Annotated in this window: 15 protein-coding genes; 10 read left to right on the top strand and 5 right to left on the bottom strand. The window is 61.5% G+C overall.

Going from position 1 to position 16,004, the window contains the following annotated elements:
• Positions 1-2: 2 nt before the first annotated feature.
• The 5 genes from trbL to AC0QUY_RS02065 are packed head-to-tail and all read left to right on the top strand — an operon-like array spanning position 3 to position 4,375.
• Positions 3-1,256, top strand: coding sequence for a P-type conjugative transfer protein TrbL (trbL, locus tag AC0QUY_RS02085; protein WP_475385549.1), 1,254 nt, complete (start codon positions 3-5; stop codon positions 1,254-1,256).
• Entirely contained in the window at positions 1,256-1,939 is a 684-nt protein-coding gene (gene trbF / locus AC0QUY_RS02080) for a conjugal transfer protein TrbF (protein WP_475385548.1), read from the top strand. The genes trbL and trbF overlap by 1 nt, the downstream gene beginning before the upstream one ends.
• A 53-nt stretch (positions 1,940-1,992) precedes the next feature.
• Positions 1,993-2,919 (top strand): P-type conjugative transfer protein TrbG, encoded by a 927-nt coding sequence (gene trbG / locus AC0QUY_RS02075; RefSeq protein WP_475385795.1) that lies wholly within the window; start codon positions 1,993-1,995, stop codon positions 2,917-2,919.
• A complete protein-coding gene (locus AC0QUY_RS02070) occupies positions 2,919-4,118 on the top strand; it encodes a TraB/TrbI/VirB10 family type IV secretion system protein (RefSeq protein WP_475385547.1) in 1,200 nt (399 codons plus the stop codon). The genes trbG and AC0QUY_RS02070 overlap by 1 nt, the downstream gene beginning before the upstream one ends.
• A 5-nt stretch (positions 4,119-4,123) precedes the next feature.
• On the top strand, positions 4,124-4,375 hold the full coding sequence (locus AC0QUY_RS02065; protein WP_475385546.1) for a DUF2274 domain-containing protein: 252 nt from the start codon (positions 4,124-4,126) through the stop codon (positions 4,373-4,375).
• Positions 4,376-4,501: 126 nt separating this feature from the next.
• Here the strand turns inward: AC0QUY_RS02065 and AC0QUY_RS02060 are convergent, their stop codons facing one another.
• From AC0QUY_RS02060 to AC0QUY_RS02045, 4 genes are all read right to left on the bottom strand, one after another.
• Positions 4,502-5,287, bottom strand: a complete 786-nt coding sequence (locus AC0QUY_RS02060; RefSeq protein ID WP_475385545.1) for a LysR family transcriptional regulator — start codon at positions 5,285-5,287, stop codon at positions 4,502-4,504.
• 1,480 nt (positions 5,288-6,767) lie between these two features.
• The gene (locus tag AC0QUY_RS02055) at positions 6,768-7,196 is read right to left on the bottom strand and encodes a GlcG/HbpS family heme-binding protein (protein WP_475385544.1); all 429 of its coding nucleotides are present in this window, start codon (positions 7,194-7,196) and stop codon (positions 6,768-6,770) included.
• A gap of 29 nt (positions 7,197-7,225) precedes the next feature.
• A complete protein-coding gene (locus AC0QUY_RS02050; RefSeq protein WP_475385543.1) occupies positions 7,226-10,168 on the bottom strand; it encodes an FAD-binding and (Fe-S)-binding domain-containing protein in 2,943 nt (980 codons plus the stop codon).
• A 100-nt stretch (positions 10,169-10,268) separates the two neighbouring features.
• Complete coding sequence (locus AC0QUY_RS02045; RefSeq protein ID WP_475385542.1) at positions 10,269-11,018, bottom strand: GntR family transcriptional regulator; 750 nt, start codon at positions 11,016-11,018, stop codon at positions 10,269-10,271.
• Positions 11,019-11,150: 132 nt separating this feature from the next.
• On the opposite strand from AC0QUY_RS02045, the gene AC0QUY_RS02040 reads away from it, so the two are divergent.
• The 3 genes from AC0QUY_RS02040 (at position 11,151) to AC0QUY_RS02030 (ending at position 14,530) form a co-directional block, all read left to right on the top strand.
• A complete protein-coding gene (locus tag AC0QUY_RS02040) occupies positions 11,151-12,353 on the top strand; it encodes a pyridoxal-phosphate-dependent aminotransferase family protein (protein ID WP_475385541.1) in 1,203 nt (400 codons plus the stop codon).
• Between the two features lie 143 nt (positions 12,354-12,496).
• Positions 12,497-13,696, top strand: a complete 1,200-nt coding sequence (locus AC0QUY_RS02035; RefSeq protein ID WP_475385540.1) for a pyridoxal-phosphate-dependent aminotransferase family protein — start codon at positions 12,497-12,499, stop codon at positions 13,694-13,696.
• 36 nt (positions 13,697-13,732) lie between these two features.
• Positions 13,733-14,530 carry an enoyl-CoA hydratase/isomerase family protein gene (locus AC0QUY_RS02030; protein ID WP_475385539.1) on the top strand — a complete coding sequence of 266 codons (798 nt, stop codon included), beginning with the start codon at positions 13,733-13,735 and terminating at the stop codon, positions 14,528-14,530.
• A 25-nt stretch (positions 14,531-14,555) separates the two neighbouring features.
• Here AC0QUY_RS02030 and AC0QUY_RS02025 read toward each other — a convergent pair whose 3' ends face one another.
• Positions 14,556-14,897 carry a hypothetical protein gene (locus tag AC0QUY_RS02025; RefSeq protein ID WP_475385538.1) on the bottom strand — a complete coding sequence of 114 codons (342 nt, stop codon included), beginning with the start codon at positions 14,895-14,897 and terminating at the stop codon, positions 14,556-14,558.
• Between the two features lie 41 nt (positions 14,898-14,938).
• Here AC0QUY_RS02025 and AC0QUY_RS02020 point away from each other — a divergent pair, with 41 nt between their 5' ends.
• Both AC0QUY_RS02020 and AC0QUY_RS02015 read left to right on the top strand, forming a co-directional pair.
• Positions 14,939-15,253: a hypothetical protein gene (locus tag AC0QUY_RS02020; protein ID WP_475385537.1), complete on the top strand. Its 315-nt coding sequence runs from the start codon at positions 14,939-14,941 to the stop codon at positions 15,251-15,253.
• A gap of 154 nt (positions 15,254-15,407) precedes the next feature.
• Positions 15,408-15,620 carry a hypothetical protein gene (locus AC0QUY_RS02015; protein ID WP_475385536.1) on the top strand — a complete coding sequence of 71 codons (213 nt, stop codon included), beginning with the start codon at positions 15,408-15,410 and terminating at the stop codon, positions 15,618-15,620.
• The last annotated feature ends 384 nt before the right edge of the window (positions 15,621-16,004 follow it).

The following is a 16,004-nucleotide window of genomic DNA, read 5'->3' as shown; positions in this document are numbered from 1 at the left end:
CGATGGGGGGCACCGGTGTCATTGACCGATTTCTGGAAACGTTTACCCGCTATATCGACAGCGGTTTCGGGCTGCTTGGCAGCGAAGTCGCCTTCCTCGCGACGACGCTCGCCGCGATCGACGTCACGCTGGCCGCCCTGTTCTGGGTCTGGGGTACGGATCAAGACATCATTGCTCGCCTCGTGAAGAAGACGCTGTTTGTTGGCGTCTTCGCTTACCTGATCGGCAACTGGAATAATCTTGCCCGTGTCGTTTTCGAGAGCTTTGCGGGTCTCGGCCTCAAGGCCTCCGGCACGGGACTGTCCTCGGCTGAATTCCTACGCCCGGGCCGGATCGCCCAGGTCGGTATAGATGCGGGGCGGTCGATCCTGGACTCCATCTCGGGATTGATGGGCTATGTCAGCTTCTTCGAGAACTTCGTCCAGATCAGTGTGCTGCTATTTGCCTGGGTGATCGTGCTGCTCGCCTTCTTCATCTTGGCAATCCAACTCTTTGTCACTCTGATTGAATTCAAGCTAACGACGCTCGCGGGCTTTGTCCTGATCCCTTTTGGGCTGTTTGGCAAAACAGCCTTCGCCGCTGAACGCGTGCTCGGTAATGTCATCTCATCCGGCGTCAAGGTCATGGTGCTGGCGGTGATCGTCGGTATCGGCTCAACGCTGTTTTCGCAGTTTACGGCGGGATCAAGCGGGGCTCAGATCGGGATTGAAGATGCCTTGGCCCTGGTGCTCGCAGCATTGGCGCTGCTGGGGCTGGGGATCTTTGGGCCCGGCATCGCCAACGGCATTGTGTCCGGCGGCCCGCAGCTTGGCGCCGGAGCGGCCATTGGCACGGGGTTAGCTGCCGGCGGAGTCGTGGTCGCCGGAGCGGGACTTGCTGCAGCTAGCGCTGGAGCGCTCGCGGGGGCTGCCCGTGGAACTGTCGCGCTAGCGGGTAGTGCGAGCGGTGCGTTTCGGGCAGGTGGCTTGTCCGGCGTCAGGGATGCCGCCACGTCCGCGATGATGAGCCCGCTTCGTCGCGCTGCGACAAGTTCCGGTAGCAGCTCGGCATCAACCGGCGGCGCCACGGCCAGCGAAGCTGGCGTAGCCCAGGCCCCTGCGAATGCCTTATCTGCAGACACTCAGTCCAAATGGGCTTCGCGTATGAGGCGCATGCAGGCCATACGCCATGGAGCATCGACCGCCAGCAACGCCGTCCGCTCTGCTGATCGAAATGGGGGAGGTGCCTCCGTCGATCTCTCGGAAGGGAAGCAATGATGTTCAAGCGACCAGCCGTTCATTACGGCCGCACGCTCGCGCCTGTGACGCCCTATCAAAGGGCGGCCCAAGTTTGGGACGACCGCATCGGTTCGGCACGCGTGCAGGCGAGAAACTGGCGGCTGATGGCTTTCGGCTCGCTAACGCTATCGGCTGGACTCGCATCCGCTCTTGTCTGGCAGTCGACGCAAGGTACCGTCACGCCGTGGGTCGTTGAGGTCGATCGTCTCGGCCAGGCACAGAGCGTCAGTCCGGCCAATTCCTTCTATCAGCCGACCGATCCGCAGATCGCGTTCCATCTGGCACGCTTCATCGAAGACGTACGCGGGCTTCCGGCCGATGCAGTCGTGCTGCGTCAGGACTGGCTGCGCGCCTATGACTTTACCACGGACCGCGGCGCTGTGGCTCTCAATAACCATGCTCGGGTCAACGATCCCTTTGCCAATCTCGGTAAGGTGCAGATCGCCGTCGAAATATCGAGCGTCATCCGCGCTTCGCCGGAGAGTTTTCGTGTCGCCTGGATCGAGCGCCGCTATGACAATGGTCAGTTGGCCGCTACCGAGCGATGGACTGCCATCCTCACCATCGTGATCGATACCCCGCACGATGCCGATCGTCTGCGCAAGAATCCGCTTGGGGTCTATGTCAATGCCATCAACTGGTCGAAGGAGGTCGGGCAGTGAACGGGCCGATGACCAAAATTACCAACTCGCGTGTGGGCGACATCCTGTGTCCTATGTTGCTCGTTTGCATGGTTACGCTCAGCGGCTGCACCACTTTCAAACCTCCGCAGATCAGCTACGACGCCGATATCCCGCCGCCGCATCCCAATCCACCATCATTGGTGGAGGATCGTTCGCGGTCACTGCACGTTCCACCGTCCTGGACCCCGGCCAAGGGGGGCAAGAGAGGAGCGAAGGAGGCCGAAGAGCCGGTTGCTCGGATTGAGACGGCGAATGATGCCGCGCGCGTTGAACCCCGGAAGCAAGGCTACTTCAACGCCGTGCAGGTGTTTCCGTTTAGCCCCGGTGCCCTCTATCAGATTTACGCTGCCCCCGGACAGATCACCGATATCGCGCTCGAGCCCGGCGAGCAGCTCACGGGTTCAGGTCCGGTGTCGGCCGGCGACACCGTGCGCTGGGTTATCGGCGATACCGAAAGCGGAAGTGGCGACACCAGACGCGTCCATATCATGGTCAAGCCGACACGGCCTTCAATCGAGACCAATCTCGTGGTCAACACTGACCGGCGCACCTATCTGATCGAGCTGCGATCGCGTGAGAAGCCCTATATGCCTTCGGTGGCCTGGTTCTATCCGGAGGATCGGACGGCGCGTGCTCAGGCCGTCCCGCCAACGCCAGTTCTTCCCGACCCCTCTCAGCGGCGCTATCGCTACACCCTCGAGGGCGACAATCCTCCCTGGCGGCCGATCGGTGCCTATGACGACGGCCGCAAGGTCTATGTGGAATTCTCACAAGGAATCGTTCAAGGTGAGATGCCGCCGCTGTTCGTCATCGGCCCGGATGGCAATCCCGAAATCGTCAATTATCGAACCTATCGTAACGTCCTGATTGTCGATCGGCTGTTTGCCGCGGCGGAGCTTCGACTTGGTGGTGATGCCCAGCAAAGGGTTCGGATCGTTAGAAGCGACGGGAGGTCTTGATGGCCGGCACCGAAGCCAATGATGCCGTCAGCTCTCATTCGACCGCGCCGAAGACATCCGAGGAAATTGCTCGCTCTTTGCGGCTCCGTCCAGAACGTCCGCCTGTTACGCGCCTGTCGCGCAAGGTTTTGGCTGGCGGAACAGCATTGGCGCTTCTTCTGGTCTCCGCAGCGCTCCTCTGGGCCTTGCAGAACAATCGCACGCGGACCCCTGCATCAGAAGAACTCTATAGTATAGATCATCACAACGTAGCTGATGGTTTGGCCGGGCTGCCGCGCGACTATGCAGGTGTACCGCGAGACGTGCCGCGCCTCGGACCACCGTTGCCGGGCGATCTCGGCGGCCCGATCGTTGCAGCTCAAGCTCAGTCGGGACCGGTTGTGGCCGACGCCGAACAGCAGCGAATGAACCAGGAAAGCGAGGCCGCTCGCATCAGCAAGGTCTTTGCGTCAACCAATGTTCGACCCTCCGCCGCGACCGCTCCCGCCGAGACTGTTCCGAACGCGGTGTCCTCGTCCGATGAGGCCTATGCCCAGAACGGGCAGGATCGCAAGCTCGCCTTCGTCAATGCCTCTGTAGATCGGCGGACGACGAGCTCCGATCGCGTGATGATGCCGGCTTCACCGTACGTTGTGCAGGCTGGATCCGTGATTCCGGGAGCTCTGATTACGGGCATCCGCTCCGATCTACCGGGCCAGATCACAGCGCAGGTGACTGAGAACGTATTCGACACACCAACTGGACGCTATCTTCTAATTCCGCAGGGGGCACGTCTCATCGGAATCTATGACAGTCAAGTAACTGCCGGCCAATCACGTGTGCTGCTCGTCTGGACGCGGTTGATCATGCCGAATGGACGTTCGATTGTCCTCGAGCGACAGCCAGGCGCGGACACCGCAGGTTACGCAGGCCTCGAGGACCAGGTAGACAATCACTGGGGCGAACTCTTCAAAGCCGCCGCGCTATCGACGTTCTTGGGAGTCGGCACCGAACTGGGCGAGGGCTCCGACACAAATGGCAACAACGGTGCAATCGTTCGGGCATTGCGCCGCGGTGCTACCGACTCGCTGAATCAGACTGGCCGGCAGGTGGTTCGACGCAGTCTCAATATCCAACCAACGCTTACTATTCGACCGGGCTTCCCAGTTCGTGTGATTGTCAATCGCGATCTGGTTCTTCAGCCGTATGGAGGACGATAGAAGATATGGCTAAACTCAAGATCGAAACAATTCCAGACGATAAAGTCGCAAAGGTGATGACCGAACTGACTGCGCCGGTACATCGGGATCTGATAGCCTATGCGGAAGCCTTAACGCGGCAGACCGGACAGCGCGTAGACCCGATAAAGCTAATTCCGCTGATGCTCGCACGCTTCATGGCAACTGACCGTGGCTTCAGGAAGCTGCGACGGCCAAGTCACTCGGCTAATGATCCCGCGGGTGACAAAGGCGGGTGATGATCAACCAGCAAGCTGAGAAAGTGGGCAAGAGCTGCGTTCTTGTTTCGCGTGAGCCAGTGGGCGCTGAAACATACCTCGATGGAGCTCGCGCTATCGCGGAACTCGCGATAGACGACGTTCTCCTCAAGAGTCCCAATTTCGGATTCCCAGGCGAAAGTAACGCCTAAGCCGAGACTCGAGATTTTTCACGAGGAGCTGGTTCACATCGTGCCGTTGTACAGCCGGCCGGTTGCTAAAGTGCGGGAGCGCGGACCAAAGGAAATGTTCCAACTCTCCTTTCTCCTCAGATCCGCCAAACAAGACCGTTTCATCGAGAAGATCAGTCCAGAAGATAATATCGCGCGCAGCAAGTGCGTTGTCCTTGTGGAGCAACACAAAAATGCGCTCCGTCCATAATGCTCGGGTCTGCATGTCTGCTGAACGAAGCCGTCCTGGAGCTATGACAATGTCTGCGGCCCGATTGTCCGGACATCTCAACAAACCCCGCGGTGAACGCTGTATGACTTCCAGCTCAATTTTGGGAAAGCGCCCGCTAAACTCCGTCAACGTCTCGCTAAACTGCGCTCGTTTTCCCGGCAGCGGTCCGCAAAGTCCAATTGCAATACGACCGACTTGGCCGGAGCTAGCGCCGCCTGCCGCGTCGACCAGATCGTCAATCTGCGTCAAAATTCCAGTCGCGAGGTGTAAGAATCGTCGGCCGACCTCGGTAGGTCTTATTCCTCCGCTCGATCTCTCGAACAAAGTCGTACCAAGCAGGTGTTCCAATTGAGCGATAGAGCGGCTTAGCGCCGAATGCCGGACGGACAATAGTTCAGCCGCCCGCCGAAAGCTGCCGCAATCGTAGGTCAGTAACGCCAAGCGAAGATGCTTGAGCTCAATCGCCTTTCCGGAACGTCTTAGGTCGTTCATGCTGCCGGAGTCGCTCCTTGGAAATCACCGCTCTCGTGACGACAGAACTAGCTAGGCGTCCTCGAATCTACTTCGGTGGCGCTCGTGAGCGCACCTGTTTGATTTCGCAGGGTGACTTTCCCTGGAGAAGATGCTCCTATCGTAGTTGCATCGGACAATCGACTTGCCAATCCTTCGTTCAGCGAACGCGCAATTCGATTCGAGCTTTCGAGGGGGTCTCCTGATCCAGCTTTCGAAAGTTCAACCTTTGCCGAAAGTGTGTCGTCCGCAGGGTGGTGATGAACTACTGAGGCTTGGACACCGGCTTGCAGGGAGAAGTGCTGATTGTGCGACCTTGGAAGTCGTGGCTCGCTCTCAAACATGGTGAGCCGGCCGCTCAGTCCTTTGTTAGGCCTAACTTTTGGACGCGCCAAGAGTGACGTCGAGCGCCGCGGCTGGTATTCTGTTTTCCTCAAAGCAGCCTCCGCCGCTTTGGCTTCCCTCGTTGTTCGGATGGCCTGGAAACCCAAGTATCCGCCTGACCCGCCTCGGCGAACGCGACGAACGCTTGATGCATTTATTGGGCTGGCCGTCGTCCTATCCATTGTTATGGCCGCCGTCGCGCTTGATCGCCTGCTGAGGGACTTCAGCGAAGACCCACGGAGTCTGATCAGCGGGTTGTTCGGGTCAACTCCTCATAGCAGCAGCGTGCCGACTATACGTAGTCCAGGCATCGGTCTTACAGTGATCGATGGAGACACAATGCGGTCGGGCAGCGCAACCTACCGTTTGGTCGGCTTCAATACGCCGGAGCGCGGCGATCGCGCGCGCTGCGATAGAGAACGGCAACTAGCTGAACAGGCCCTAGCGCGACTGAAAAGCCTTCTCGCGAGCGGCGAGCCGACGCTCGAGCGCGTTGCCTGCGCGTGCAAGGCTGGCACCGAGGGCTCCCAATCCTGCAACTTCGGGCGGTTCTGCGCCTACCTGCGGATTGGAGGAAGGGACGTCGGAGAGACGCTCATAAGTGAGGGTCTTGCGCAACCGTTTATCTGCGGGATGACAACCTGTCCTCCCCGGCGGCCATGGTGCTAGGCCCGAGAGATCCCGAATGCCCTGCTGGCCGCGTGGGCCTTGATGCACCCGCGATGAATTGCGCAGGGTAGCCTCGTTCTCTGCTGCCATGGTCGCGGATGTCGACCGCGATTTCCTTGTTTTTCGGCATGATTGGGCTTGCCGCGGATCATTACGTCGACTGCACCCTGTCTCATTGTCACGGAGGCTGATGTCAATTTCGATAGGCGCGAGTTAGGAGCCCAATACATGCGCTCGGTTACGTTAAATGAAGAGACACACGCGGCCGCGTGCCTTTACGCCGGCGACCGATGGCCGCGGCTTGCGCCCCCGAGCGCCTGTTGAGATGCTGTCCTATAATGGTGACTGATAGTCTGTACCAATCGCGCGAGGCTATTAGCCTACGTTCGATCAGCGGCGTAGACGATCGTTATCCCGCATTGGCCTTCAATCCGGCAGCTTCGATGCCGGCGACGGCGCAGATCTCGTCATTGTCTGACGTGTCTCCGCTGACGCCGACGGCGCCGAGCAGGCCGCCGTCACGCTGGATCAGCACGCCGCCGGGCACCGGCACGAGGCGTCCCTGCGCCAGCGCATTCACGGCGCTGACGAAGTAGGCCTGCTCCTGGGCTCGCTGGAATAGCGCCCGCGATCCCATGCCCATCGCGAGCGCGCCATAGGCCTTGCCGTGGGCGATCTCGGCCCGCATCAGGCTGGTGCCGTCCTGTGCGGCCGTGACCTTCACGCAGCCGCGCGCATCCAGGATGGTGATGACAAGTGGCTTCAGCTTCTTCTCGACGCCCTTGGCAAGCGCGGCATCGAGAATCTTGCGGGCAACGTCGAGGGTAAGTTCAGCCATAAATCCGTTCCTTTGCGATTGAGTGGGGCTTAATGGTTCACGTTCGCGCTGTCGAGGCTTATCGCGAGCACGCGGGCGACATGCAGCGCTGCTCGGTTCGCGCCATCCTTGATCTGATGCCGGCAGGAGGTGCCGTCGGCTACGATCAGCGAGCCAGCATCGGCGCGGCGTATCGCCGGCAGCAGCGACAGCTCCGCCATCTCCATCGATGCCTGATAGGTGTCGGCGCCGTAGCCGAATGCGCCGGCCATTCCGCAGCAACTGGACTCGATGGTTTCGACGCTGAGCTCGGGAACGAGGCGAAGTACCTTTTCGACCGGCTTGAAGGCGCCGAATGATTTTTGATGGCAGTGGCCGTGAACCAGCGCCCTTGTTGGCATGGCGCCGAGCGGCAATTTCAAGCGGCCCGCTTCCGCCTCGCGAACCAGGAATTCCTCGAACAGCAATGCATGCGCGCTGACGGACTTCGCGTCATTGTCCGATCGCAGCGAGAGCAGTTCGTCGCGAAGTGTGAGCAGGCAGCTCGGCTCTAGCCCGATGATCGGCACACCGCGCGCGACGAATGGCGCGTAGGTCGTGACCAGCCGGTTCAGTTCGCCGCGCGCCTGTTCGACAAGGCCCGCGGAGAGGAATGTCCGTCCGCAACACAGCGGCCGGGCGCGGTCGATGGGCCTTGGAATGTGCACGCGATATCCGCCATCAACCAGCACACGCAAGGCGGCATCGAGATTCTCGCGCTCATAGATGCGGTTGAAGGTATCAGCGAACAGCACGACCTCGCGGCCGTCTGCGGGGCCGAAGACCTCAGTATCAGGCTTGAACACGTTGCGGCGGAACGCGGGCAGGGCGCGCCTGGCGCTGATCCCGGCAAATTTCTCGAACAGCCTACGCAACAACGGGCTGCTGTTGCGCCAGTTGGCAAGCGGCGCAAAGCGGGACGCGAGCTCTGCATAGCGCGGCAGATAGCCGACCAGCCGGTCGCGCAGCGAAAGGCCATGTTTCTCCGCGCGTGCAGCCAGCACCTCGATCTTCATCTTGGCCATGTCGACGCCGGTCGGGCATTCATGGCGGCAGGCCTTGCAGGAGACGCAGAGTTTCAGCGTCTCCATCATCTCGTCGGAAGCCAGCGCATCCGGCCCGAGCTGGCCCGATATCGCCAGCCGCAGCGTATTGGCGCGGCCGCGCGTGACGTCCTTCTCATGGCGGGTGGCGCGATAGGACGGGCACATCACGCCGCCCTCGAGCTTGCGGCAGGCGCCATTGTTGTTGCACATCTCGACTGCGCCCTGAAAGCCGCCGCCGGCGCCGGGATAGGCTGACCAGTCCAGCGCGGTTTTCAGTTCAGTGACGCGATAGTCCGGCCGATAGCGAAACAGGCTGCGGTCGTCCATCTTGGGCGGGTCGACGATCTTGCCGGGATTGAGCAGGTTCTCCGGATCGAAGCGCTGCTTGACCTCGCGGAAGTCGGCAACGATGCGCGCGCCGAACATCGCTTCGTGGAATTCGGAGCGAACCAGGCCGTCGCCATGCTCGCCGGAGTGCGAGCCCTTGTATTCGCGCACCATCTCGAAAGCCTCTTCGGCGATCGCGCGCATCGCCTTGACATCCTTCTCAAGCTTCAAATTGAGCACCGGCCGCACATGCAGGCAGCCCTCGGAAGCATGCGCATACATGGTGCCGCGAGTGCCGTGCTTGGCGAAGACGGCGTTGAGCCGCTCGGTATAGTCGGCGAGATGCGGCAGCGGCACCGCGCAATCCTCGACGAAGGAGACCGGCTTGCCCTCCTGCTTCATCGACATCATGACGTTGAGGCCGGAGGTGCGGAAATCCGCGATTGCCGTCTGCGTCGCGGGTTCGATCACGTCGACCACGCCGCCCCATTTGCGCTGCGGATGATTCCAGCCGAAGCCGAGATCTGCCATCAATTCGGAAAGCTGCTTCAGCTTTTGCAGATTGTCGGATTGATCCTCTTCCGCAAACTCGACGATCAAGAGCGCATCCGGATCGCCGCGCACGGTCGCCTCGATCACGGGCTTGAACATCGCGATATCGCGGCCGAGTGCGATCATGGTGCGGTCAACCAATTCCACCGCGATCGGGCGCAGTTTTACCAGATGCTGGGCTGCGTCCATCGCCTCATAGAAGCTGCCGAAATGGCAAACGCCGAGCACTTTGTTGCGGATAATGGGCCACAGCTTCAGCTCGACCTGCGTCGTGAACGCCAGTGTCCCTTCGGAGCCGACCAGAAGATGCGCCATGTTGTTCGGCGCATTGCGCGGCACCAGCGCATCGAGATTGTAGCCGCCGACGCGGCGCTGCACCTTCGGGAAACGCTCGGCGACCTCGGCGGCCTCGCGCTCGCCGAGATCAAGCATGTCGCGGAACAGGGCAAGCCCGCTCTGCGGCGAGTTCACCCGCGCCAGATCGCGCGGTACTTCGCCGAAATGCAGGAGCGTGCCGTCAGCCAGTGCCGCATCCATCGACAGCGTGTTGTCGCGCATGGTGCCGTAACGCAGCGAACGGCCGCCGCAGGAATTGTTGCCGGCCATGCCGCCGATCGTGGCGCGCGAGGCGGTGGAGACGTCAACCGGAAACCACAGCCCATGCTTCCTGAGCTGGCGGTTGAGATCGTCGAGCACGATGCCGGGTTCGACCACGCAGGTGCGGTTTTCGACGTCCAGCGAGAGCAGGCGGTTCAGATGCTTGGAGAAATCGACGACGATGCCTTCGTTGATGGTCTGGCCGCATTGCGAGGTGCCGCCGCCGCGCGGGGTTACGACCAGGCCGTCGTCGCGGGCGATGGCAAGCGCGCGCAGCGCCTCATCCATGGTGCGGGGGACCACGACCCCGAGCGGCATGAGCTGGTAGAACGACGCGTCGGTCGCGTAGCGGCCGCGGTCGAATGCGTCGAAAAGGACGTCGCCGGTCATGTTTGACCGCAGGCGTTGCTCAAGGGTGGAGGCGTTCTTCATCCCAAATCCAAAGTGATCCAAGAGAGCTGTTGCACCCCCTCTGCGCTATTATGCACTTTTTTCTCGGGCGGATTACAATATGAATGCATAATCGGCAAGGTTAGCCGCCTGCAGCCGTGGCCGTGGCGGCGTCCCGTGCCTCGGCCAGATGTTCGATGGCGGCGGTTCGCTTGTTGCGCAAATGGTGGAACAGGATGTCGGCGAGCTCGCTTCCGGCGCGGCGGCGTAGCGCATCCAGGATCGCTTCGTGCTCGCGCATGGCCTCGGACCAGCGCTGCCGCTTGCGTGCGAAGTTGGCGGAGTAGCGAACGCGGCGGATCCGGCCGGCAAAGTTGGCGTAAGCTGTGCGCAGGGTCTCATTGCGCGCGGCGGCGACGATGCTCTCGTGGATGCGCTGGTTGACCGTAAAATAACCATGCATGTCACTATGGAGATAGTGGCCGTACATCTCATAGTGCAGCCGCTCGATCGCGGCGATTTCCTCATCCGTGATGGCCTCGCAGGCCAGTCGTCCGGCGAGGCTTTCCAGGCCGGCCATCACGTCGAAAAGTTCCTCCAGATCGCGCTTGCCGAGCTGGCGCACCCGTGCGCCGCGGTTAGGCAGGAGCTCGATCAAGCCCTCCGCGGCCAGGACCTTGAGCGCCTCGCGCAGCGGCGTCCTGGAGATTCCAAGCATCTCGCAGAGCTGCCGTTCCGGAACGCGTGCGCCCTCTGGAATGTTGCCTTCGACCACATAGTCGCGAAGCCGCAGCAGGATTTCGCCGTGAAGCGAGGCCTCCTGGCGGTCGGCGCCATTGCCGGTGTCGGGCTGGACGATCGGTACCCCGGCTTCGGGAATCGTGGATTTCATTTGCATAACGGTAGTTTGCGAAATCTGCGGCGTCGACGATCTGGATCGAATACCAAATTCAGATTGAAATGGCAAAAAATGAATGCAAAGTTGGTGACCAGTTGATCGAGACGGACTGTTTGGGAGGTTATCATGCGACAAGGACGGCATTTTCTGCAGATTCCAGGGCCCAGCCCGGTCCCGGACCGGGTTCTTCGCGCAATGGACATGCCCGTGATCGATCACCGCAGCGCCCAGTTCGCCGAACTCGGGCGAGCGGTGCTGGAGGGCTCCCAGACGATTTTCCAAACCTCTGGACCGGTGGTGATCTTCCCGTCGTCGGGGACAGGCGCCTGGGAAGCTGCGATCGTCAACACCCTGTCTCCCGGCGACAAGGTCCTGATGGTGGAGACCGGCCACTTTGCGACCCTGTGGCGCCAGATGGCGGGCCGTTTCGGCATCGAGGTCGATTTCGTTCCCGGTGATTGGCGTCGGGGTGCCGACCCTGCACAGATCGAGGCCAGGCTCGCAGATGACGCCGCGCACGCAATCAAGGCGCTGATGGTCGTCCATAACGAGACCTCCACCGGCGCGACCAGCCGTGTCGCCGATATCCGCGCTGCGATCGACCGGACCGGACATCCCGCCCTGTTGATGGTCGACACCATCTCCTCGCTCGGGTCGATCGACTACCGACATGACGAATGGAAGGTTGATGTCAGCGTCAGCTGCTCGCAAAAGGGCTTCATGCTGCCGCCTGGCCTCGGCTTCAACGCGATCTCGGACAAGGCCCGCGCCGCCGCCAAGACCAACCGGATGCCGCGCTCCTATTTTGATTGGGAGGAGATGCTGAAGCCGAACGCGAAAGGTTTCTTCCCGTATACGCCGGCGACAAACCTGCTCTATGGGCTGCGCGAGGCGATCGCGATGCTGCTCGAAGAGGGGCTCGACAACGTGTTCGCCCGCCATCAGCGGCTCGCCGCAGCGACGCGTACCGCGGTCAATCACTGGGGGCTGGAGGTGCTGTGCCAGGAACCCCGGGAGTATTCGCCCGTGCTGACCGCCGTGCTGATGCCGCCGGGGCACGATGCCGATCAATTCCGGCAGGTCGTGCTCGACAACTTCAACATGTCGCTCGGCTCCGGACTGTCGAAGGTGGCGGGCAAGGTGTTCCGCATTGGCCATCTCGGCGAATGCAACGAACTGACCTTGCTCGCTGCGCTGACGGGCGTGGAGATGGGATTGTCGGTCGCCGGCATTCCGTACCGTTCCGGCGGCGTCGATGCCGCGATGAAATATCTGGAGCAGCGCCCGCAGGGCAATTCGCCGGCGCATCTCAAGGTCGTCGGCAGCTAGCCGGCAACTCGCGACTGCCTTGGGCGCGCCGCTCCAGCCCTGCTTCTTGTGCATTGACGTGCGGCGTCCGGCGGGCGACAAGCCCGCCAAATGGTGATATTCGAGCGGCTCGAAACGCCTAGGCTAGACCGGGAAGGACGCCCATGACTGTGCATACTGGACGGCATTTTCTGCAGATTCCGGGACCGACCAATGTGCCGGACCGGGTGCTGCGGGCCATGGATATGCCGACCATGGACCATCGGGGTCCCGAGTTTGCCGAGGTTGGTTATGCCGCTCTGGCGGCCATGCAGCGGGTCTTCCGCACCAAACAGCCGGTGATCATCTATCCGTCGTCGGGCACCGGCGCCTGGGAGGCGGCAATCGTCAATACGCTGCAGCCGGGCGACAAGGTGCTGATGGCTGAGACCGGGCAGTTTGCTGTGCTGTGGCGCGGTATCGCCGAGAAGTTCAAGCTGGAAGTGGATTTCATTCCCGGTGACTGGCGCCACGGCGCCGACCTCGAGCAGATCGAGACGCGGCTGTCGGCCGACAAGGCGCACAAGATCAAGGCCGTGTGCGTGGTTCACAACGAGACCTCGACCGGCTGCGTCACCCATCCGCAGGACGTCCGCAAGATTCTCGACCGCGTCAATCATCCCGCGCTCTTGATGGTCGACACCATCTCCGGTCTCGGATCGCTGGAATATGAGCACGATGCCTGGGGCATCGACGTCTCGGTCGCCGGATCCCAGAAGGGCCTGATGCTGCCGCCGGGTCTCGGCTTCAACGCCATCTCGGAAAAGGCGCTCGCTGTGGCGAAGGCCAATCCGGCGATGCGTTCCTATTGGGACTGGCAGGAAGTCATCGCGATCAACAAGGCAGGCACCTGGCCCTATACGCCCGCAACCAATTTGCTGTTCGGCTTGCGCGAAGCGGTCAAGATGCTCGAGGAGGAAGGGTTGGAGAACGTCTTCGCCCGCCACAAGCGCCACAGCGCGGCGACGCGCGCGGCGATCAAGGTCTGGGGTCTGGAAACGCAATGTCAGGAGCAGGGCGCGCACTCGCCCGCGCTGACCGGCGTCGTCATGCCGGACGGCCATGACGCCGACAATTTCCGGAAGGTCGTGCTCGAAAACTTCGACATGTCGCTCGGCACCGGCCTGAACAAGATCAAGGGCAAGGTGTTCCGGATCGGCCATATCGGGCACTTCAACGACCTGATGCTGATGGGCACGCTGTCGGGCGTCGAGATGGGCCTCGATCTCGCCAAGGTGCCGCATCGCAGCGGCGGCGTGCTGGCGGCGATGGACGTGCTCAAGGGACGCGAAGTCGTGGCGATGCCGAAGGCCGCCGTCGCCTGAGACTGTTCGAGCGTAACAACAACAGAGAGAGCTGCGATGAACGCTCCGGTAGCTTCAACCGAGGACCTGATTTATTCCGTTGAGGACGGGATCGCCCGCCTGACGTTCAACCGTCCGCAGGCACGCAACGCACTGACCTTTGCCATGTACGAGCAGATGGCCGCGATCTGCGAGACCATCAACAACGATCGTTCGATCAAGGCGATGATCCTGACCGGAGCGGGCGACAAAGCATTCGCGTCGGGCACCGATATCTCGCAGTTCCGCGCCTTCAAGACCGCGCAGGATGCGCTCGACTATGAAGCGCGGATCGACCGCGTGCTCGGCGCGCTGGAAGCATGCCGGGTGCCGACCATCGCGGCGATTGCCGGCGCCTGCACCGGCGGCGGCGCCGGCATCGCGGCGTGCTGCGACATCCGCATCGGCACCGAGACGACGCGGATGGGTTTTCCGATCGCGCGCACGCTCGGCAATTGCCTGTCGATGTCCAATATCTCCAGGCTGGTGTCGCTGGTCGGACCAGCGCGGACCAAGGACCTGATCTTCAAGGCGAGACTGGTCGAGGCGCCGGAAGCGCTGGCACTGGGACTGCTCAACGAAGTCGTGCCTGATGTTGCGACCCTGCAGTGCCGCGCCGATGAGACCGCAAAACTCGTCGCCAGCCACGCGCCGATCACGCTCGAAGTCACCAAGGAGGCGGTGCGCCGCATCCGGCGGACTCTGACGCGCGACGAAGGCGAGGACCTGATCCTGCGCGCCTATATGAGTGAGGATTTCCGCGAGGGCATGGACGCGTTCCTCAACAAGCGCTCACCGAACTGGAAGGGCAAGTAGGGCAACAAGCGGCCAGAGCCGCCTACTATGGCCTGGCAGCTCTTTTTGCCAGTTCCATACCGAGGTCGAGCGCCGCGATACCTATGCTGTCTGAAGGGGTTGTGAGGCAACGTTCATCCATCCATGCGATGATCACGTCGAAGTCGCCGCCACCAACAATGTCCCGTTCGCCGCTGATGTTCAGGCCGCTGATGAAGCCAACCAGCCAGGATCCTATGATCAAGGCGGGCGGGCGAAAATCCTCGACGACATGGACGAGAGCGAAAGCTTCGATGGCGAGACGGCGCGGGATACGGCTGACAGCTTCGCACTTCGCGCGAAGCTGGAGGCTGTGCTCCAGGCCCTTATCAAGGCCGGCCGATGACAAATCCTCTTTTGCAGGCCCTGGAGAATGCGCGGGAAGCTGCCATGTTGGCGAATCTGCCCCGGCAACTTGGAAAGCCGCCTGTTCAACAGACGCCTGCACGCTTGGCCGCGCTGTCTGCATTCTCGAATTGGTGTGAAGCGAAGGGCGTCCGGTTCTTCCCGGCTCAGCCTGCTACCGTTGTCCAGTTCACACGGGAGAACGCCGGCCTCGGCATCGATGCGATCGGCGAGGTCGTGGACCACATTGCCGACATGCACGAAGCGGCCGGCCTCGCAAACCCCGTTGCTACCTGGATTGTTGCGGAAGCGATGGACCGCGTGAGCAGCGAGACCGAAGCGCCGCGCACCTGGCCCTAGGAACACAAATGGCGTTTCACTCAACTGCCCTGTGTCCTGCGGCGCTATCTCGTCCGTCACGAAGCCCAGCGCGAAAAGACGGTGAGGCGGGCCCAGAACGAAGCGGCAGTAGCAAAACAGCAACTTTCTGCAATCCCGAAACCAGAGGAAGCCAATGGCCAACAGTCGCACGCCGCCGCTTGAAGATCGGATAAAAGCAGTCCGCGCGGAGATCGACGCCTTTATCGATGCGCGCGTTGCCGCGATGAAGAAGGATTGTCCGAGCATACCGGCGCCTGTGCTTCGTCAGATGACGACGGCAAAAGCCGTTGGCTGCCAATGCGCTCAATATCTCTCACTTAAGCGGCAGGAAGAGGAGGCGGCATGATTGGGCTCTTGGATGGTCTCAACGATCCCGAACTGATGGCGCGCGTTGCCGAGCGTCAGCGAAACTGCCCGTGTCATCGAACTAATGGGCGTGACGAGAGAGCGTGCCATTGAAGCGCTCGACGACTTCGAGACCAACCTTTGCCATGTAAGGTTGACGTTGCACTGATGGGCTGGCTTGACGCACTGGAACGGCGAGCGCGCGAAGCAGTGGGTGTTGTGCCCGCTGCCCCCGTGCCCGCACGCCAACCAGCGAAGCCGCACGCAACTCCCGTCATCAAAACAGTTTGGGTGCAAACCGTAGCGCCCGCAAGCCTAGGGGACCCAGGCGCGGCAAAACCCGGGTTCTATTTCATCGCCGATGGCGTGCTGAACCTTTGCGACG

The sequence above is a fragment of the Bradyrhizobium sp. WYCCWR15520 genome (genome assembly GCF_056174665.1).
The sequence above is the reverse complement of the archived record's forward strand: the minus strand, read 5'-3'. Positions and strand labels throughout refer to the sequence as shown.

Bases quoted from the DNA above. Each gene is read 5' to 3' on its own strand.
- AC0QUY_RS02040 (WP_475385541.1), top strand. From the start codon at position 11,151: ATGCGACAAGGACGGCATTTTCTGCAGATTCCAGGGCCCAGCCCGGTC.
- AC0QUY_RS02060 (WP_475385545.1), bottom strand. From the start codon at position 5,287: ATGAACGACCTAAGACGTTCCGGAAAGGCGATTGAGCTCAAGCATCTT.
- AC0QUY_RS02020 (WP_475385537.1), top strand. From the start codon at position 14,939: ATGTTGGCGAATCTGCCCCGGCAACTTGGAAAGCCGCCTGTTCAACAG.
- trbL (WP_475385549.1), top strand. From the start codon at position 3: ATGGGGGGCACCGGTGTCATTGACCGATTTCTGGAAACGTTTACCCGC.
- AC0QUY_RS02055 (WP_475385544.1), bottom strand. From the start codon at position 7,196: ATGGCTGAACTTACCCTCGACGTTGCCCGCAAGATTCTCGATGCCGCG.
- AC0QUY_RS02030 (WP_475385539.1), top strand. From the start codon at position 13,733: ATGAACGCTCCGGTAGCTTCAACCGAGGACCTGATTTATTCCGTTGAG.
- AC0QUY_RS02050 (WP_475385543.1), bottom strand. From the start codon at position 10,168: ATGAAGAACGCCTCCACCCTTGAGCAACGCCTGCGGTCAAACATGACC.
- trbF (WP_475385548.1), top strand. From the start codon at position 1,256: ATGTTCAAGCGACCAGCCGTTCATTACGGCCGCACGCTCGCGCCTGTG.
- AC0QUY_RS02045 (WP_475385542.1), bottom strand. From the start codon at position 11,018: ATGAAATCCACGATTCCCGAAGCCGGGGTACCGATCGTCCAGCCCGAC.
- AC0QUY_RS02015 (WP_475385536.1), top strand. From the start codon at position 15,408: ATGGCCAACAGTCGCACGCCGCCGCTTGAAGATCGGATAAAAGCAGTC.
- AC0QUY_RS02070 (WP_475385547.1), top strand. From the start codon at position 2,919: ATGGCCGGCACCGAAGCCAATGATGCCGTCAGCTCTCATTCGACCGCG.
- AC0QUY_RS02035 (WP_475385540.1), top strand. From the start codon at position 12,497: ATGACTGTGCATACTGGACGGCATTTTCTGCAGATTCCGGGACCGACC.
- trbG (WP_475385795.1), top strand. From the start codon at position 1,993: ATGTTGCTCGTTTGCATGGTTACGCTCAGCGGCTGCACCACTTTCAAA.
- AC0QUY_RS02065 (WP_475385546.1), top strand. From the start codon at position 4,124: ATGGCTAAACTCAAGATCGAAACAATTCCAGACGATAAAGTCGCAAAG.